This is a genomic window from Streptomyces sp. NPDC045470, assembly GCF_040646595.1.
Taxonomy (GTDB): Bacteria; Actinomycetota; Actinomycetes; order Streptomycetales; family Streptomycetaceae; genus Streptomyces.
On the sequence record NZ_JBEZAN010000013.1, the window covers coordinates 204,936 to 223,107 of the forward strand.

The 18,172-nt window shown below is 70.4% G+C and carries 19 protein-coding genes; 12 read left to right on the top strand and 7 right to left on the bottom strand.

The window, feature by feature from the left end; translation table 11 throughout:
- Positions 1–322 precede the first annotated feature (322 nt).
- Positions 323–562: a DUF397 domain-containing protein gene (locus AB0A97_RS29765; protein ID WP_030019250.1), complete on the top strand. Its 240-nt coding sequence runs from the start codon at positions 323–325 to the stop codon at positions 560–562.
- Between the two features lie 159 nt (positions 563–721).
- Here AB0A97_RS29765 and AB0A97_RS29770 read toward each other — a convergent pair whose 3' ends face one another.
- On the bottom strand, positions 722–1,243 hold the full coding sequence (locus AB0A97_RS29770) for an ATP-binding protein (protein WP_361155593.1): 522 nt from the start codon (positions 1,241–1,243) through the stop codon (positions 722–724).
- 320 nt (positions 1,244–1,563) lie between these two features.
- Between AB0A97_RS29770 and AB0A97_RS29775 the strand changes: the two genes are divergently transcribed.
- The 3 genes from AB0A97_RS29775 to AB0A97_RS29785 all read left to right on the top strand — a co-directional run bounded on the left by AB0A97_RS29775 (position 1,564) and on the right by AB0A97_RS29785 (position 4,709).
- Entirely contained in the window at positions 1,564–2,427 is an 864-nt protein-coding gene (locus AB0A97_RS29775; protein ID WP_125054960.1) for a helix-turn-helix transcriptional regulator, read from the top strand.
- Between the two features lie 93 nt (positions 2,428–2,520).
- Complete coding sequence (locus AB0A97_RS29780) at positions 2,521–3,978, top strand: aldehyde dehydrogenase family protein (protein WP_361155595.1); 1,458 nt, start codon at positions 2,521–2,523, stop codon at positions 3,976–3,978.
- Positions 3,979–4,163: 185 nt separating this feature from the next.
- Positions 4,164–4,709: a DinB family protein gene (locus AB0A97_RS29785; protein WP_361155596.1), complete on the top strand. Its 546-nt coding sequence runs from the start codon at positions 4,164–4,166 to the stop codon at positions 4,707–4,709.
- 67 nt (positions 4,710–4,776) lie between these two features.
- Here AB0A97_RS29785 and AB0A97_RS29790 read toward each other — a convergent pair whose 3' ends face one another.
- Entirely contained in the window at positions 4,777–5,496 is a 720-nt protein-coding gene (locus AB0A97_RS29790) for a VOC family protein (protein WP_361155598.1), read from the bottom strand.
- A 97-nt stretch (positions 5,497–5,593) separates the two neighbouring features.
- On the opposite strand from AB0A97_RS29790, the gene AB0A97_RS29795 reads away from it, so the two are divergent.
- The 3 genes from AB0A97_RS29795 to AB0A97_RS29805 all read left to right on the top strand — a co-directional run bounded on the left by AB0A97_RS29795 (position 5,594) and on the right by AB0A97_RS29805 (position 8,202).
- A complete protein-coding gene (locus AB0A97_RS29795) occupies positions 5,594–6,259 on the top strand; it encodes a PadR family transcriptional regulator (RefSeq protein WP_361155599.1) in 666 nt (221 codons plus the stop codon).
- Between the two features lie 93 nt (positions 6,260–6,352).
- A complete protein-coding gene (locus AB0A97_RS29800; RefSeq protein ID WP_361155600.1) occupies positions 6,353–7,372 on the top strand; it encodes an ATP-binding cassette domain-containing protein in 1,020 nt (339 codons plus the stop codon).
- Positions 7,369–8,202 (top strand): ABC transporter permease, encoded by an 834-nt coding sequence (locus AB0A97_RS29805; protein ID WP_361155602.1) that lies wholly within the window; start codon positions 7,369–7,371, stop codon positions 8,200–8,202. The genes AB0A97_RS29800 and AB0A97_RS29805 overlap by 4 nt, the downstream gene beginning before the upstream one ends.
- A gap of 6 nt (positions 8,203–8,208) precedes the next feature.
- Here AB0A97_RS29805 and AB0A97_RS29810 read toward each other — a convergent pair whose 3' ends face one another.
- From AB0A97_RS29810 to AB0A97_RS29820, 3 genes are all read right to left on the bottom strand, one after another.
- On the bottom strand, positions 8,209–8,538 hold the full coding sequence (locus AB0A97_RS29810; protein ID WP_361155604.1) for a hypothetical protein: 330 nt from the start codon (positions 8,536–8,538) through the stop codon (positions 8,209–8,211).
- Between the two features lie 28 nt (positions 8,539–8,566).
- Entirely contained in the window at positions 8,567–8,821 is a 255-nt protein-coding gene (locus AB0A97_RS29815) for a hypothetical protein (protein WP_361155606.1), read from the bottom strand.
- A gap of 114 nt (positions 8,822–8,935) precedes the next feature.
- Positions 8,936–10,348, bottom strand: coding sequence for a glutamate decarboxylase (locus tag AB0A97_RS29820; RefSeq protein ID WP_361155608.1), 1,413 nt, complete (start codon positions 10,346–10,348; stop codon positions 8,936–8,938).
- A 489-nt stretch (positions 10,349–10,837) separates the two neighbouring features.
- On the opposite strand from AB0A97_RS29820, the gene AB0A97_RS29825 reads away from it, so the two are divergent.
- Positions 10,838–11,314, top strand: coding sequence for a hypothetical protein (locus AB0A97_RS29825; RefSeq protein WP_361155609.1), 477 nt, complete (start codon positions 10,838–10,840; stop codon positions 11,312–11,314).
- 393 nt (positions 11,315–11,707) lie between these two features.
- The gene (locus AB0A97_RS29830; protein WP_361155611.1) at positions 11,708–12,757 is read left to right on the top strand and encodes a methyltransferase; all 1,050 of its coding nucleotides are present in this window, start codon (positions 11,708–11,710) and stop codon (positions 12,755–12,757) included.
- 193 nt (positions 12,758–12,950) lie between these two features.
- Here AB0A97_RS29830 and leuE read toward each other — a convergent pair whose 3' ends face one another.
- Complete coding sequence (leuE, locus tag AB0A97_RS29835) at positions 12,951–13,625, bottom strand: leucine efflux protein LeuE (RefSeq protein ID WP_361155612.1); 675 nt, start codon at positions 13,623–13,625, stop codon at positions 12,951–12,953.
- A gap of 120 nt (positions 13,626–13,745) precedes the next feature.
- Here leuE and AB0A97_RS29840 point away from each other — a divergent pair, with 120 nt between their 5' ends.
- Complete coding sequence (locus AB0A97_RS29840) at positions 13,746–14,504, top strand: MerR family transcriptional regulator (RefSeq protein WP_361155613.1); 759 nt, start codon at positions 13,746–13,748, stop codon at positions 14,502–14,504.
- A 113-nt stretch (positions 14,505–14,617) separates the two neighbouring features.
- On the opposite strand, the gene AB0A97_RS29845 is transcribed toward AB0A97_RS29840, so the two are convergent.
- Complete coding sequence (locus AB0A97_RS29845) at positions 14,618–14,989, bottom strand: YbjQ family protein (protein ID WP_073760643.1); 372 nt, start codon at positions 14,987–14,989, stop codon at positions 14,618–14,620.
- A gap of 392 nt (positions 14,990–15,381) precedes the next feature.
- On the opposite strand from AB0A97_RS29845, the gene AB0A97_RS29850 reads away from it, so the two are divergent.
- The gene (locus tag AB0A97_RS29850) at positions 15,382–16,101 is read left to right on the top strand and encodes a VTT domain-containing protein (RefSeq protein WP_361155615.1); all 720 of its coding nucleotides are present in this window, start codon (positions 15,382–15,384) and stop codon (positions 16,099–16,101) included.
- 260 nt (positions 16,102–16,361) lie between these two features.
- Positions 16,362–18,149: a threonine/serine exporter family protein gene (locus AB0A97_RS29855; RefSeq protein WP_361155617.1), complete on the top strand. Its 1,788-nt coding sequence runs from the start codon at positions 16,362–16,364 to the stop codon at positions 18,147–18,149.
- Positions 18,150–18,172 lie beyond the last annotated feature (23 nt).

Below are 18,172 nucleotides of genomic sequence, written 5' to 3' on the forward strand. Positions count from 1 at the left end.
GCTTACGGAGAAGCCCGGCCCGCCGCCGGCCTTCCGGAACACCGTGCGGTGTTGCGGAAGGCCGGCTCTCCAGTTCCGGGGAACTCTGTCGTCCGCTGATACGTCCCGTGAGCATGGAGTTCGACGAGCTGTGACCGGGGCGCCACGGGCCGTCGTGCACGTGCATCCGACCATGCATCGGCATATGAACGCAGCTATGATCCCCATCAGTTGCAGTTGACACCGGTTACCGCTGTGCGCACTGCTGCTGACAGCCCATCATCGACCGCTCAGCGCGCCACGACCCGTCACCGCTGACCACCGCATTCACCGGGAGAGACCTGTGCCCGACGCATACAACGGCATGGCCGCAACGGATCTCCACGGTGTGACCTGGCAGAAGAGCCGGCACAGCAACTCGCAGGGGTCCTGCGTGGAGTTCGCGCGGCTCCCGGGCGGGGAGATCGCCGTACGCAACTCCCGGTTCCCGGAGGGGCCGGCGCTCGTCTATACGCCCGCCGAGGTCGAGGCGATGATCGCGGGCGTCAAGGACGGCGAGTTCGACCACCTGGTCCGGGACTGACCGGTACGGCCCGCACCGGGACCGGGACGCTACGGTTCCGGTCGCCACGGCCCCGGCCGGCTGCGCGCCTGCCCGGACGGTCCCGGCCGTCCGGGCAGGCCGGCGAAGGCTCCGTGGCCCCCGGGCCCCGTGCCCCCGAGGCCCCGGAGCCTCCGCCGCTCAGGGCAGCCGGAACTGCGCCCACACGACCTTGCCGTGCGGTGCGCCGGCCAGCGGGTGCCAGCCCCAGCCGTCGCTGAAGGAGTCGACCAGGTACAGGCCGCGGCCCGACTCCGCGCCGGCGTCGGCCGTCCCGGCCTCCGGGGACGCGTCGCTGGCGTCGCGTACCGCGCACACCAGCCGCGACGACCACCGCATCAGGTGCAGCCGGGCGGGCAGGGCGCCCGGGTCGGCAGGGGGCTCGTACACGGCGTGCGCGGGCTCGTAAGCGCTGGTGGCGCCGGCCGGGGAGGCGTGCCGCAGGGCGTTGGTGACCAGTTCGGAGACGACCAGGGTGACGCTGTCGAAGATCTCCTCCAGGTCCCAGCGGTGCAGGGTGTCGCGGGTGAACTGCCGTGCGCCGCGCACCGATTCGTAACGGGGGGCCAGCGAGTAGGAGACGGATCCGGAGACGGCCAGGGGGTCGACGGGAGGGAAGCCCTGCCACAACGGCTGGAGCATGGTCAAAACCTTGGTCCCCATGCGAGGCACTCCTGGCGTTCGCGGACGTCATGACCCTGGCCGGGCAGCCGGATCTGGCGGTCTGGCGGATCTTTCCCGAGCGTGCATGCGTGCGCTGTCCATGGTTCCCAATGCGTACGCCAGATGCAAGGGCAGATGCACGTGCACGCGCCCTGTTTGGGAGCGGCCGTGCCACTTCACGCGTATTTCTTCCTACGTGTTCTTGTGGAGCGCACGCCCGGACCTCCCACATCCGTAACCGGATGAGCACTCAACGAAGCCCGGACGTGGCAGACTGCGGGCCACTGTTGGACGGGGTGGGCCATGGGAGGGTCACAAAGGTGTCCGCAAGCGAATCGAGCGGGTCCGTGGTGCGGCGCATCCTGCTGGGGGCACAGCTCCGCAGGCTGCGTGAATCCCGCGGGATCACCCGCGAGGCGGCCGGCTACTCCATCCGCGCGTCCGAGTCGAAGATCAGCCGGATGGAACTGGGCCGGGTCAGCTTCAAGGCGCGGGACGTGGAAGACCTGCTCACGCTGTACGGCGTGAACGATCCGCAGGAGCGTGAGGCGTTGTTGGTGCTGGCCCGCGAGGCCAACGTCGCGGGCTGGTGGCACAGTTACGGCGACGTGCTGCCCGGCTGGTTCCAGACATATGTGGGCTTGGAGGGCGCCGCTTCGCTCATCCGCGCCTACGAGGTGCAGTTCGTGCACGGGCTTCTGCAGACGCAGGAGTACGCGCACGCCGTCGTGCACCGTGGGATGCCGGGGGCGAGTGCGGCGGAGATCGACCGCCGGGTCGCGCTGCGCCTGGAGCGGCAGAAGTTGCTGCTGGCGGAGCGCCCTCCGGAGTTCCACTGCGTGCTCGACGAGGCGGCGCTGCGCCGCCCGTACGGCGACCGGGAGGTGATGCGCGGGCAGTTGAGACATCTGATCGAACTGTCCGAGCGGCCGAATGTGCGCTTGCAGGTGATGCCGTTCAGTTTCGGCGGGCACGCGGGGGAGAGCGGTGCGTTCACCACACTCGGCTTCCCGGAGCCCGGACTGCCCGACGTCGTGTACCTGGAACAGCTGACCAGCGCGCTCTATCTCGACAAACGCGACGAAGTTGCCCAGTACGCGCGGGTCATGGACCGCCTCCAGGAGGACAGTCCGAATCCGGCCGAGACCAGAGACTTGATACGTGGTCTACTCCAACTGACTTAACTCGTAGGTAGCATGAGTTCCCATCAGGAGTAAGCACCCCCCCCCGGCCGGGGCGCTGTGACCGGCGCCCTGTCCTCCAGATTGGGATTTCGCATGTCCTACTTCGACGAGTTGGCGTATCAGTACATCGGCGGCGAATGGCGGGCCGGCAGCGGTTCGTGGGACATCGTCGATTTCAATCCCTATGACGGGGAGAAGCTGGCGTCCATCACCGTGGCCACGGTCGACGAGATCGACCAGGCGTACCGTGCAGCCGAACGCGCACAGGGGGAGTGGGGGGCCACCAACCCGTACACCCGCCGGCTGGTCTTCGAACGCGCACTGCGGATCATCGACGACCGGGAGCAGGAGCTGGGTGCCGCGATCGCCGCCGAGGTCGGCGGCACCCACGCCAAGGTGGCTTTCGAACTCCACCTGGTACGGGAATTCCTGCGCGAGGCGATCCAGTTGTCGCTGCGGGCCGAGGGCCGCATATTGCCGTCCCCGGTGGACGGCAAGGAGAACCGGCTCTACCGGCTCCCGGTCGGTGTCGTGGGGGTCATCAGCCCCTTCAATTTCCCCTTCCTGCTGTCGGTCAAGTCGGTGGCGCCCGCGCTCGCGCTCGGCAACGCCGTGGTGCTCAAGCCCCACCAGAACACCCCGGTCTGCGGCGGCGGCCTGGTCGCGAAGGTCTTCGAGGAGGCCGGGCTGCCGGCCGGACTGCTGAACGTCGTGGTCACCGACATCGCGGAGATCGGTGACGCGCTCATCGAGCACCCGGTGCCGAAGGTCATCTCCTTCACCGGTTCCGAGAAGGTCGGCCGCCACGTCGCGACCGTCGCCGCCTCCCACTTCAAGCGCACGGTCCTGGAACTGGGCGGCAACAGCGCGCTGGTCGTCCTGGACGACGCCGACATCGACTACGCGGTGGACGCCGCCGTCTTCAGCCGCTTCGTGCACCAGGGGCAGGTCTGCATGGCCGCCAACCGGATACTGGTCGACCGGGCGGTGGAGCAGGAGTTCACCGAGAAGTTCGTCGCCAAGGTCAAGACGCTGAAGGTCGGCGACCCGAGCGATCCGGCCACCCACATCGGCCCGCTGATCAACGAAGGGCAGGCGGAGGCCGTCGCCGCGGTGGTGGACCGCGCCGTCGCCGAGGGCGGCACCGCGCTGGTGCGCGGCACGGTGCGGGGCACCCTGGTCGCGCCGACCGTGCTGGCCGGGCTGGCGCAGGACTCCGTGGCACTCACCCAGGAGATGTTCGGGCCGGTCGTGGCGCTGGTGCCGTTCGACGGTGACGACGAAGCCGTACGGATCACCAACGCCACGCCGTACGGACTCAGCGGCGCGGTGCACACCGCCGACATCGAGCGGGGCGTGCGGTTCGCCAAGCGCATCGAGACCGGCATGATCCACATCAATGACGGCACGGTGCACGACGAGCCGATCGTGCCCTTCGGCGGCGAGAAGGCGTCCGGGCTGGGGCGGCTGAACGGGGACGCGATGGTGGAGGCGTTCACCACCACCAAGTGGATCTCCATCCAGCACGGCCGGTCGCGGTTCCCGTTCTAGCCGCCCGCCGCGGTTCCCGCTCCAGTCGTCCGCCGCGGGGCCGCTCCAGCCGTCCGCCGCGGGTCCCGCCGGGGATTTTTCCGATCGGCGGCCCGTTGAGGACAGTATCTGTCCTCAACGCTTCCTAACGTTCTTCGTGTCGGGCCGCGGCACCAGCGCCGCGGTCCTCACGAAAGGCGGACCCCATGCCCACTCACGTTCCGGCCGAAGCCCACGGTGACGAGCGCGGCGCGCTCCTGGCCTTCCTGGAGGCGCAGCGCGGCGGCCTGCGCCGGTCCGTGCTCGGCCTCACCGACGAACAGGCCGCGCAGAAGCCGTCCGCCAGCGAACTGTCCCTGTCCGGCCTGATCAAGCATGTCGCGGAGGTCGAACAGAGCTGGGTGGAGACCGCCCAGGAGAAGCCCCACTCCTTCAAGCGGGACATGGACACCTGGCACCTGGGCTTCCAGTTGGAGGGCGCCGAGACCGTCGAGTCGACGCTCGCCCACTGGGACGAGGTGGCCCGTAAGACCGAGGAGTTCGTCCGCGCGCTGCCGGACCTGAACGCCACCTTCCCGCTGCCCGAGGCGCCCTGGTACCCGCCGAACGCGACGCAGTCGATGCGCTGGCTCCTGCTGCACCTGATCGAGGAGACCGCCCGGCACGCCGGGCACGCGGACGTCATCCGCGAGTCCCTGGACGGCAAGACGGCCTTCACGCTGGTGGACGAGGAGCGGGCGGCGCAGGGCTGATCGGGGGGGGCGGGGCAGAGGCGCCCCTGGCCCAGCCCTCCGGCCGCGGTCCCCTCCCGACGCGTCCTCAATCCTCCCCGTCCCGCAGATCCGCCGCCCGGCGCAGCGCGTCGCGCGCGGACTCCCGGTCGGCGTCGCCGAGTTCGACGGCGTCCGCGCGGCCGAGCCAGGGAGCGGCCGCCTGCAAGCCGTCCAACTGGGCAGCCATCTCGGCGCGCAGCAGGAGAAGCCGTACGAGCTGGAGCGGGGTCGGCCCGGCGTCGTCGCCGGGTTCGTGCTCCAGGGCCCGGTCGATGATCCGGGCCGCCGCGGCGTGGTCGCCCCTGGACTCGCCGATCAGCGTCGCCTGGTGGAGGACGCGCGCGTAACGCTCCTTGGGCACGGCCGTGTGCCCGACGCTGTCGGCGATCGGCTGGCCGACGCGTATGCCGTTGCCACCGGGGTCGGTCATCAGGAACTGCCGTACGCCGTACGACATGTCCTTCAGCGCGCCGATCCGCGGCAGGCCGCGCGCCGGCACCTTGCCGAGCGCGGCCTTCAGGCCGGCCCGGAAGGACGCGTAGAGCCCGTCCACGTCGTCGGTCAGCACGTAGCAGGTGCTGTACGAGGTGGCCGGGTCATGGCTCTTCAGCCCGAAGAAGTGCAGCTCGATGCCGCGCAGGCGGACACCGCAGTACGGGTTCGGGCTCTTCTGGTAGGAGGTCACCTCGAAACCGAGGGCCCGGTAGAAGTCGAGGAGTACGTCGATGGACGGGCACGGGAGGATCGGGATCACGGTCTCGGCCATGCCGCCGAGCGTAGAGTGCCAGGAGCGGGTATTCAAACTTGATTAGAGAGGCGGTCTAGGCTGGCCGCAGCGCGAGCGTGAAGGATGCGAGGAAACGATGTCGGCGATCCGGCTGTTGGTTCTGGGGGCCGTGCGTCAGCACGGGCGGGCGCACGGGTACCAGGTGCGCAACGACCTTGAGTACTGGGGCGCCCACGAGTGGTCCAACGCCAAACCGGGGTCGATCTACCACGCGCTCAAGCAGATGGCCAAGCAGGGGCTGATGCTCGCGCACGACATCGCGCCGAGCCCGGCCGGCGGCCCGCCGCGTACGGAGTACGAGCTGACCGAGGCGGGCACGGAGGAGTTCTTCAAGCTGCTGCGCGAGTCCCTGTCCCGGTACGACCGCAAGGTCGACGAGCTGACCGCGGCGATCGGCTTCATCGTCGACCTGCCGCGCGAGGAGGCCGTGGCCCTCCTGAAGGAGCGGGTGCGCGGCCTGGAGGAGTGGCGGCTCTCGGTCACCGAGTACTACACACCGGCGGACGGCCCGGAACAGCTCGGCCACATCGGCGAGATCATGAACATGTGGGTGCATTCGGCGGACGGCGGCGCCGAGTGGACGCGCGGGCTGATCGAGCGGATCGAGGGCGGGGCCTACGTGTTCGCGGGGGAGGGTGAGCCGTTCGTGGGCGTGCTGGCGGAGGGGCAGGAGAATCCGTTCGCGACGGGGGAGCCGGATCCGGCGGAGCGCGGCGGCGAAGCGCCCTCGTCCCACGAATAATCAAGTTTGACCAGACGCCCTCCGGGGGCTACGGTCTCCAACCGGTAGTCAAACTTGTCTACCGATGCTCCGGAGATTCCTGGAGGAGGCATCTTGAACCCGTCACCTGCCCCCACCTCCACGCCCGCCCCCGCCTCACCCTCCGCTCCCGCCATCGCCGTCGAAGGGCTGCGCAAGACCTACGGGCGCACGGCCGCCCTCGACGGCCTCGACCTGACCGTCCCCCACGGCACCGTGCACGGCATCCTCGGCCCGAACGGCGCGGGGAAGACCACCCTCGTCCGCGTCCTGGCCACCTTGCTGCGCCCGGACGCCGGTACCGCCCGGGTCGCCGGTTTCGACGTCTGCCGCCGGCCCGACGAGGTGCGCGTACGGATCGGACTGCTCGGCCAGCACGCCGCCGTCGACGAGGAACTCAGCGGCCGGCAGAACCTGGAGATGTTCGGTCGGCTCTACCACCTGGGCGGGCGCGCGGCAGCGGCCCGGGCCGTCGAGCTGCTGGAGCGGTTCGGCCTGGCCGGCACCGGCAAGAAGGCGGTCGGGAAGTACAGCGGCGGGATGCGACGCCGCCTCGACCTCGCGGCCAGCCTGATCATGTCGCCGCGCATCCTCTTCCTCGACGAGCCGACCACCGGCCTGGACCCGCGGGGCCGTACCGAGGTGTGGCAGGCGGTGCGTTCCCTGGTGGACGGTGGCACGACCGTTCTGCTGACCACGCAGTACCTGGAGGAGGCCGACCAGCTCGCCGACCGGATCTCCGTGGTCGACGACGGACGGGTCATCGCCGACGGCACGTCCGACGAACTCAAGGCCAAGGTCGGCGGCGACCGGATCGACGTGGTCCTGCACGACCCGGCCGGCCTGGCGCGTGCGGCGGCCGTCCTCGACTCCGTCGCCAGGAGGGCCGGGGGCACCGGAACCGCCGTCACCGACGCCGACGCGCGGCGGGTCAGCGCCCCCGTCACCGACCGGATGGCGGCGCTCACCGAGACCGTACGGGCACTGGCGGCAGCCGGTGTCGACGCGCAGGACATCGCCCTGCGCCGTCCCACCCTCGACGAGGTCTTCCTGCACCTGACCCACCGGCCCACCGAGGAGAGGACGACCGTATGAGCACCGCCACGGCACCGGCACCCGCGCCCAGGATCGCCGCCTACCGGTACCGGTGGCTCCTCACCGACTCCTGGACCATGACCCGCCGCGGCCTGGCCCACTGGGCGCGGCAGCCCGTCCAGGTCGTCGTCGGGCTGGTCTTCCCGGTGATGATGCTGGTGATGTTCGGCTACCTCCTCGGCGGCGGGATGGCGCTGCCGGGCGGCGGCGACTACATGGAGTACCTGGTACCGGGGATGCTCGCGCTGACCATGGCCTTCGGCCTGGAAGCGACGATGGTCGCGGTCACCCAGGACCTCGACAAGGGCGTCATCGACCGCTTCCGTTCCATGCCGATGGCCCCGGCGGCCGTGCTGATCGGCCGCAGCGTCCTGGACATGCTGGAGTCGGCGGTCAGCCTGCTGGTGCTGCTCGGTGCCGGGCTGGCGATGGGCTGGCGCTGGCACGGCGGCTTCGGCGACGCGCTGTACGCGGTCGGCCTGCTCCTCCTGCTGCGTTTCGCGATGCTGTGGATCGGTATCCACCTGGCGCTGGTGGCGGGCAAGCCGGAGCTCGTGCAGGCCGTACAGATCCTGGTCTGGCCCGTCGGCTTCCTGTCCAGCGCGTTCGTCTCACCCGCGTCGATGCCGGGCTGGCTGGGCGCCGTCGCCGAGTGGAACCCGATGTCCGCGACGGCGGGCACGGTACGCGAGCTCTTCGCCAACCCGCGGTGGACGGGGGACGGCTGGGCGGCTCAGCACGCGGAACTCCTGTCGGTCGGCTGGCCGTTGGTGCTGCTGGCGGTGTTCTTCCCGCTGGCGGTGCGGAGGTTCGGGCGGCTGGGGCGGTGAGTCGGGTCACGCTTCGGTGAGGTCCCGGAGACCGATGTCGGCGGGCAAGGGGACGTTCGTCACGGGCTTGTCGGTATGGATGCGGCGATCGGGGCTCGGGGCGTAGACCGGCGATTCGGGGTGCAGCCGGAACTCGTGCACCACCGGCAGGCCGTTCTCGTCGCGCTCGATCCGCCAGTAGGAAGCGATGCCGGCCTCGGCGTACAGGGCCGGCTCGGCGAAGTGGCCGGCGAGACGGGAGCCCTCGGAGACCACCTTCACGGCGAGTACGGCCTTGTCCACGGGAATCTGTTCCACCGTGCGGACATCGAGCCCCGTCCTGTCGAAGACCGTCACGTCGGAATGGGGGCGTTGCGGTCATCGATCACCACGCATTGCCCGCAGTCGACGGCGAACGGCTCACGCCGGACGCTCTGCAACTGGAGATACCGTTGGTTTCGCAGACGGTTGTGCCACCCCACGGCCATTTCCCGGACCGCGATGTTCCCAGCCAGCAGTTCCCTTCGACCGGCAATTCCAGGTCCTTCACCTGGTCGTCCGTCCAGCCATCCGGCAGCCGGTGCATCCAGGTCTCCGGGATGGCCCGCGCTCCCCGCTCCTGCTCGGCTTCTGCGGCCATCGCTGCTCCCAAGTACCGGAGCGTGCACGTGCGCGTGCACCTAACTCCGCGTCCTACCACCGACCGTGGCGCCACCCGCCCGAGTGACGCCGGACGGCGCGACCTTCAGGGCTCTCAGTGGTGGAACGCGGTGCCCCTCCCCGCCCGGCCCCCCAAAGGCCCGCTCTGTGCCCGTAGTTCCGGAAGCAGCCGCTCCAGATCGGCCACGAACAGATCGCTCAGGTCATGCGAGAACCCGTTGCGGCAGACGATCCGCAGGACGGAGAGGTCGTCCCGGTCGGGCGGGAAGGTGTACGCGGGGACGAGCCAGCCGCGCTCGCGCATCCGGCGGGACACGTCGAAGACGTCGAAGTTCCGCACGCCGTCGGCCGTGGTGAAGGCGAAGACCGGCAGTTCGTCGCCGCGGGTCAGCAGGCGGAAGTCGCCGAGCGCGCCGATCCGGTCGGCGAGCGAGCGGGCCACGTCGCGGGTGGTCTGCTGTACGGCGCGGTAGCCCTCCCGGCCCAGCCGCAGGAACGTGTAGTACTGGGCGACGACCTGGGCGCCGGGGCGGGAGAAGTTGAGGGCGAAGGTGGGCATGTCGCCGCCCAGGTAGTCGACGTGGAAGACCAGTTCCTCCGGCAGGGCCTGCCGGTCGCGCCACAGGGCCCAGCCGACGCCGGGGTAGACGAGCCCGTACTTGTGGCCGGAGGTGTTGACGGAGGCCACGCGCGGCAGCCGGAAGTCCCACACCAGGCCGGGGTCCAGGAACGGCGCGATCATCCCGCCGGAGGCCGCGTCCACGTGGACGGGGATGTCCACACCGGTGCGTTCCTGGAGGTCGTCCAGCGCCGCGCAGATCTCCGCCACCGGCTCGTACGAACCGTCGAAGGTCGAGCCGAGGACGGCCACGACGCCGATGGTGTTCTCGTCGCAGAGCGCGGCGGCGGTCTCGCCGTCCAGATGGAAGCGGTCGCCGCGCATGGGTACCTGCCGTGCCTCGACCTCCCAGAACGTGCAGAACTTCTCCCAGCAGACCTGCACGTTCGCGCCCATGACCAGGTTGGGCCGGGCGTGGGCCGGATACCGGTCGGCGTTCGCCCGGCTCCAGCGGCGTTTGAGGGCCATCCCGGCGAGCATGCACGCCTCGCTGGAGCCGGTGGTGGAGCAGCCGACGGCGGCGGACGGGTCGGGGGCGTGCCACAGGTCGGCGAGGATGGCCACGCACCGCTGTTCCAGGTCGGCGGTGCGCGGGTACTCGTCCTTGTCGATCATGTTCTTGTCGCGGCACTCCGCCATCAGTACGTCGGCCTGCGGCTCCATCCAGGTGGTGACGAAGGTGGCCAGATTCAGCCGGGAATTGCCGTCCAGCATCAGTTCGTCGTGCACGAGCTGGTAGGCCGCGCGCGGGGCGGTGGGGCCGTCCGGCAGGGTGTGCCGGGGCGGCGCCGTGGCCATCCCCGCGACCGGGTCGGCCTCGCCGTAGAAGGGGTTGACCGACAGGTGCTGCCTGCCGTCCTCGGCGTCTGATCCCTCGTGGAGTGGCATGGTGCGCGCGTACCCTCAGCCGTTCGCGGAAAGCCCTGCCTTCGGGACGCGGGTGAATTTCACGACAGGCCGCGCCCAGGGGTGATGATACGGGGATGGGGGCATATGCGGCATTCGGCGCGCCTGTGATGCGCCGGCCTGGGGTGTGTACCGAAAGGTGTTCTCCGGGTGGGGCGGGGGCACCGCTTGGACTCTTGCCGGGGGCGGGCGCGGCCGGCAGCGGTGGTGATCCTCAACTGGGCGTCGCCTCCGCGGCGCTGGACGATTGCCGCGCCCTTGCTTTTCTCGGTTCATTGCATGCGGGCACGGAACCGGGCGCCGAGTGTCACCAGGAATTCCTTCCGAGGGGGCGTGGTGGAAGAAACTGCACATCAACGCCATGGTCGGTAAGAGCGACTCGGCCCGGAAGTGGGCAGTACCGTGGAAGAGCAGGGCGACGGACTTCAAGGAGATGGAGAAGGAACTCGAAAAGTTCCTGAAGAACAACACATGACGCAGATAAACTCTTACGGCAGCCGCCGGGATTACCTCCCCGCTTTCTTGAGGAGCGGGGCCGGCGCGGCGGGTGGTCATACGGAAGCCCAGTTGCTGAGCCGGGAGGAGAGCCGCGCACTCGAAGCCGTCAGCCTGAATCGTTTTCCGCAGCTCCCGAGCGGTGAGATCGGCTGGGAGGACGCCTCCTGCTCCGAGCGCCTCTGGTACGAGGACGACGAGGAAGGGATGCGCGGCGTCACGGAGTTGCTGACCAGGAACGTCCGCCAGGACGCGCACGTCGTGATCTTCTGGGGGACGCTGGTGATGCCCTCCGTGCGTCTCCCGGTGAACGATGTCGTGCGGCATGTGGCGGACATCCTGGACGAGTTTCCGCACTTCTGGGTCTACTCGTCCGAGGACCGGGTCCTCATCGAATTCCTGCCGGACGGCCGAGTGACCGTGGCGGACATTCCGGATGAGGCTCCGGCATAGTCGACGCGCTGCGGCACTGCGGAAGTGACGGTGCCCCGCCCGGCTGGTTGCCGGGCGGGGCACCGCTCTTGCCTCAGGGGCTCGGGGCGCAGCCGCCGGGCTCACCCCCCTGCCCCCCTGCCTGACTGCGTACGGTCCGGCCGCGACCCTGCGGGCCCCGGTGTGCCGGGGACGTCACAGCACCCTTCCCGCCTTGGCGTCCAGTGGGTGAACGGTCAACCTCCGCAGCGCTCCAGTGTGTTGCCCGCGTATTGCGCCACCCTGTACGGGAACTTAGTTTTGCCTGACTTATCGCGCGGGACGGGGGACACGGATCCGCCGGCCCCGCCGTGCCGTCACCCGGCCGCCGGTCCGGCGCGGGAGCGGTGCCCGACGCGACCCGAAGGAGCCGACGTGGAAGCGAACGAGGAACGGGCGACGCCGGCCCGCGAGGCCCGCGCCACCGTCTCCCGGCTGCTGTTCGGACAGCTGGCCACGTACGCCGTGGGCGCGGGCGTCCGGCTGGGCGTGCTGGACCGCATCGGTGACGGCACCCGTACGGCGGCCGACGTGGCGGCCGCGTGCGGCACCGACCCACAGGCCACCTTGCGCCTGCTGCGCGCACTGGCCGCCCTGGACCTGCTCACCGAACACGGAGCGGGCGTCTTCGAGGTCACCGCCGCCGGAGCGCTGCTGCGCAGCGACACCCCGGACTCCATGGCCGCCCTGGCCCGCATCTTCTGCGAGCCGGTCATGACCCGCGCCCGGGAGCGCGTGGAGGACAGCGTGCGCACCGGTGCGCCCGCCTTCGACTCGATCTTCGGTACGGACTTCTTCAGCCACCTCAAGGACGAACCGGAACTGTCGCAGGCGTTCAACGCCGCGATGAGCCAGCGCACCCACACCGCCGCCCAGACCGTGCCGCCCCACTACGACTTCGGCCGCTTCACCACCATCGTCGACGTGGGCGGCGGCGACGGCACCCTGCTCGCCGCGATCCTGCGGGCCCATCCCACGTCGCGCGGCATGATCTACGACAGCGCCGAGGGCCTCGCCCAGGCCCCCGCGAAACTGGCCGCCGCGGGGGTCGCCGACCGCGTCACCCTGGAGCCCGGCGACTTCTTCGCGGCGGCACCGCCCGGCGGCGACCTGTACCTGCTCAAGAGCGTCATCCACGACTGGAACGACGAGCAGTGCGCCGGCATCCTGGGCCACATCCGGCAGGTACTGCCCCCGGACGGCCGACTGCTGATCATCGAGCCGGTCCTCACCGACACGGTACGGCCCGGCGCGACCGCCCTGCCCTACATGAGCGACCTCAACATGCTGGTCACCGTCGGCGGCCGCGAACGCACCCGCGCCGACTTCGAAACCCTGTGCGCCACGGCCGGCTTCAAGATCACCGGTCTCACTCCGCTGCCGACCGCGGACGCGCTGTTCGTCATCGAGGCCGCGGGGATCTGATCCGGAAGGGAGCCGATATGGAGCCGGTACGGCACGCCAGGGGCTTCGGCCGGACGGCCGACGTGGTCGCGTACGCCCGGCGGGCGGGCGTACCGGTCGACATCATTTGGCCGGGCGGTGCGGTGCGGGATCAGCGGGGTGTGCGTCAGGGGCGATGTGCCGGCTGGCTCCCCTGGCGTTCAGGAGGAATGCGTCAGCCCGCACTCGCCAGGGACAGTTTCGCCGCGAAGCCCAGGAATGCCGCGCCCGCGCCGGCCGACAGGCCCGCGGTCAGGCGTTTGCGGCGGCGGAAGGTGGCGGCGAGGTAGGTGCCGCTGAAGATGAGGATCGAGAGGTAGGTGAGGCTGAAGAGCTGGGCCCAGGCGCCGAGGGTGAGGAAGGAGAGGACGGGGTGGGCGTAGGCGGGGTCGACGAACTGGACGAAGAAGGAGATGAAGAAAAGGATCGCCTTGGGGTTGAGGAGGCTGATGACCAGGGCCCGGCGGTAGGGGCGTTCGCGGGCTTCCCTGGTGGCGGGGGCCTCGCCGGACGTGGCCTGCTTGCGGAGGGACTTCGCCGCCTCCCGGTTGCGCCACAGGGCCCACGCGCCGCGCAGCATTCCCACCGCGAGCCAGGTGAGATAGCCCGCTCCGGCGAATTTGACGAGGGTGAAGAGGACCGGGCTGGCCTGTAGGAGCGAGGCCACGCCGCCTGCCGACAGGGTCATCAGGACGGTGTCGCCGCACAGCACCCCGGCCGCCGCGCGATAGGCGACGCGCGGGCCGCGGCGGGCGGCCACGGAGACGACGTACAGCGAGTTCGGGCCCGGCAGCAGAATGATGAGCGCGAGGCCCGCCAGGTAGGTCGGAAGGTCGGTTATCCCCAGCATGGCGGCAGGATGCCACTCGTGCCCCGTCCGCCCCACATGTTTCCGGTATACGGACTTGCACCTCACGTGGCGTGAGGACTCATCGTGGAGCGCGTACCGAGAGGGAAGGAGGGCGGGACGGTGAGTTATTCGGTGGGGCAGGTCGCCGGGTTCGCCGGGGTGACGGTGCGGACCCTGCACCATTACGACGAGATCGGGCTGCTGGTGCCGGGGGAACGCAGTCACGCGGGGCACCGGCGCTACGGCGACGCCGATCTCGACCGGCTCCAGCAGATCATGTTCTACCGGGAGCTCGGCTTTCCGCTCGACGAGGTGGCGGCCCTCCTGGACGACCCGGACGCCGACCCGCGGGAGCACCTGCGGCGGCAGCACGCGCTGCTGAGCGCCCGGATCGGCAAGCTCCAGGCGATGGCCGCCGCCGTCGAACACGCGATGGAGGCACGCGAAATGGGCGTCAATCTCACCCCCGAGGAGAAGTTCGAGGTGTTCGGGGACTTCGACCCGGACGCGTACGAGGACGAGGTGCGCGAGCGCTGGGGCAGCACCGACGCGTACCAGGAGTCGCAGCGGCGGACGGCGTCGTACACCAAGGAGGACTGGAAGCGGGTGACGGAGGAGTTCGACGCCGTCCACCGGAAGATGGCCGAGGTGATGGCGAGCGGGCTGCCCGCGGACTCGGCCGCGGCGATGGACGTGGCCGAGGAGCACCGCCGGTGCATCGCGTCCGGTTACTACGACTGCTCGCACGAGATGCACACCTGTCTCGGCGAGATGTACGTCGCGGACGAGCGCTTCACCGCCACCTACGAGGCCATCCGGCCGGGGCTGGCGGTGTACATGCGGGACGCGATGCTGGCCAACGCGGTCCGTAACAGCTGAGTGCGTACGGGGGCAGGGGAGCGAGTCCGTACGGGGCAGAGCGTCCCCTGGCCCGTACGGGCGTGCTCCCGGCCCGTACGGGCCCGTACGGCGGGGTCGGCGACCGGGCGGGCTCAGGCGTTCTTCGGGGCGATCACGACGGCGGTGCCGTACGCGCAGACCTCCGTGCCGACGTCGGCCGCCTCCGTCACGTCGAAGCGGAACATCAGCACCGCGTTGGCGCCACGCGCCCGCGCCTGTTCCACCAGCCGTTCCATCGCCTGGTTACGGGTCTCCACGAGCGTCTTCGTCAGGCCCTTCAGCTCGCCGCCGATCATCGACTTCAGCCCGGCCCCGATCTGGCTGCCCAGGTGCCGGGAGCGCACCGTCAGGCCGAAGACCTCGCCGACGACCCGCTGCACCTCGTATCCCGGGACGTCGTTGGTCGTCACCACCAGCACGTCGGCCTGCGCGGCCTGGCCGCCGCCGAACTCCTCGATGCCCATCGTGTGTCCTGTCCCTCCGTACGGTGAGCCGCCTGTCCGGCGGGCTCCTCGCGGGGAGCGTCTCATGGGGGAGGTGCGGAACGGGGGAATCAGGAGGGAACGGGGACATCGGGGCCGTCGTGTCCGGCCATGACGGGGGGAGGGGGAAGGGGAGGACCGGTGCTTGTCGCTCGTACGGAGGTGGAGGGGAGGGCCCGTGCGGAGGCGGCGGAGTCCGCGGCGGGGCGCCCTCGTACGGCCGTGGAGGGGGCCGGCGCGGGGTGTACGGGGGCCGCGGAGAGCGGCTGGAACCATGGCTCGTCATCCGGCGTTGATAGCTTTGGGCCGCACACTGCGCCTGCATCCCGTCGTACCGCACGATCCGGCGCCCTCGACCCAGGAGCCTTCACCCCGTGAATACTCTCGCGCTCGGCCCCCAGTGGCTGGACCCGGACTATCTGATCGGCACGTTCGGGCTGATCGGCGTGCTGATCATCGTCTTCGCGGAGTCCGGTCTGCTGATCGGCTTCTTCCTGCCGGGCGACTCGCTCCTGTTCACCACCGGCCTGCTGGTGACGACCGACAAGCTGGACAAGCCGCTGTGGCTGGTGTGCCTGCTGATCGTGCTCGCGGCGGTCCTCGGTGACCAGGCCGGTTATCTCTTCGGCCGCAAGGTCGGACCCGCGCTGTTCAAGCGCCCGGACTCCAAGCTCTTCAAGCAGGAGAACGTGGAGAAGGCGCACGAGTTCTTCGAGAAGCACGGGCCGAAGTCGCTGATCCTGGCCCGTTTCGTGCCGATCGTCCGGACCTTCACGCCCATCATCGCGGGCGTGAGCAAGATGAACTACCGCTCGTTCATCACCTTCAACGTCATCGGCGGCACCCTGTGGGGCGCCGGTGTCACCCTCCTCGGCGCCTCCCTGGGCAACATCGAGTTCGTCCACAAGCACATCGAGCTGATCCTCGTCGCGATCGTGCTGATCTCGGTCGTCCCGATCGTCATCGAGTACCTGCGCGCCCGCGGCAAGAACAAGAAGGCCGCCGCCCAGGCGCCGTACGACCCGACGGGCGCCGTCCAGCCGCCCCGCCAGCCGGGCAACGACGGCCGCCGCGGCCGGCACGCCAAGCGCTGAGCCGACCGGCGTACCGCCGCCGACCGCCGTCCGGTGACATCCGTACGGCGGTCGTCGCGGTGGTCGGGACAGCCTCGGAAGGGCCTCGGTACGGCGCTGCCGCCGAGTGCCGCGCCGGAATTCACGGGTTTCCCCTGAGAAACAGGGGACACTCGCAGCCCGTATGAACCTCAGGAGGGGCCCCGCCACGCGCGCCCCTGCCGACCATCAGGCATCGTGTCCTTGACGGTCGGCAGGAGGCGTACGAGGAGCGAAGAGACGTGGCGTCGGACGCACAGCGGGGCCAGCGCGGAACCAACGGCACGAACGGGAAGAGCGGCGTGAACGGCGTCAGAGGCGCACAGAGCGCCAGCAACGGCACGAACGGTGGCAGTGATCAGGCCGAGGACCGCAAGCCCCAGTCGGACGAGGCGCGCAGCGCCTTCACCCCGCCGCCCGGGATGCCGTACCCGCAGGTCCCCGAGGAGGAGCACCCCACCTCCGAGTTCGCCCTCCCCGAGGGCCTGAAGACCGAGGCGCCGGCCGAGCCGGAAGGTTCCGCCTTCACCCCGCCCGCCGGTACCAACAGCACCACCGGTCAGCACCAGCTTCCCGACCGGACGCCGGCGGGCTGGCCCGCCTTCACACCGCCGCACGGCATCCCCGTCATCAGCCTGACCAAGGAGACGCCCTGGCAGGACCGGATGCGCACGATGCTGCGGATGCCGGTCGGCGAGCGGCCGGTCCCCGAGCGGGTGGAGCGCGCCGAGGAGAGCGGCCCCGCGGTGCCGCGCGTCCTCGACCTGACCCTGCGGATCGGCGAGATCCTGCTGGCCGGCGGCGAGGGCGCGGAGGACGTGGAAGCCGCGATGTTCGGCGTCGCACACGCGTACGGACTGGAGCGTGTCGAGCCCACCGTCACCTTCACGCTGCTGTCGATCTCCTACCAGCCGTCGCTGGTCGACGACCCGGTGACGGCCAGCCGCACGGTGCGGCGGCGCGGCGTGGACTACACCCGGCTCTCCGCGGTCTTCCGCCTCGTGGACGACATCACCTCCGACGGCATCACCCTGGAGGAGGCGTACCGCGGCCTGGCCGAGATCCGGCGTAACCGGCACCCCTTCCCGAGCTGGGCGCTGACCGTCGCCTCCGGGCTGCTGTCCGGCGCGGCGAGCATGCTGGTGGGCGGCGGGGTGGTCGTCTTCATCGCGGCCATGGTCGGCTCGATGCTCGGCGACCGGCTGGCCTGGCTGGCGTCCAGCCGCGGGCTGCCGGAGTTCTACCAGTTCGTGGTCGCCGCCATGCCGCCGGCCGCCATAGGGGTCGCCCTCAGCTTCTCGCACGTCGCCGTGCAGGCGTCCGCGGTGATCACCGGTGGACTGTTCGCGCTGATCCCGGGGCGGGCGCTGGTGGCCGCCGTGCAGGACGGCCTGACGGGGTACTACATCACCGCGTCGGCCCGGTTGCTGGAGGTCGGCTACCTCATCGTCGGCATCGTCATCGGTGTGCTCGCCGCGCTCTACATCGGGCTCCAGCTCAATCCGGAGTACCTCTACCCGGCCGCCGGGTTCGCGTCGTTCAACGATCCGCCGGTCCAGATCGCGGCCGCGATGATGCTGGCCCTGGCCTTCTGCGTACTGCTCCAGCAGGAACGTCACACCGTCCTGCTCGCCACGCTCAACGGCGGCGTCGCATGGGTCGTGTACGGGGCGCTCGCCAACGTCAGCGGCATGAACGCGGTACCCGCCACGGCCATCGCGGCCGGCCTCGTCGGCCTCTTCGGCCAGCTCCTCAGCCGCTACCGGTACGCGTCCGCGCTGCCGTACGTGACCGCCGCGATCGGGCCGCTGCTGCCCGGTAGCGCCACGTACTTCGGGCTGCTCAACTTCGCCCAGGGCGACATCGGCCCCGGCGTCTCGTCCCTCATCAAGGCCGCCTCCCTGGCCCTGGCCATCGCGGTCGGCGTGAACCTCGGCGGCGAGGTGGCCCGCCTCTTCATGAAGGCGCCCGGCGTCACCCAGGAGGAGCCGGGCGAACGGCGCGCCGCGAAGCGGACGCGAGGCTTCTGACGGGCCGCGGCGCCCCGGAAGCG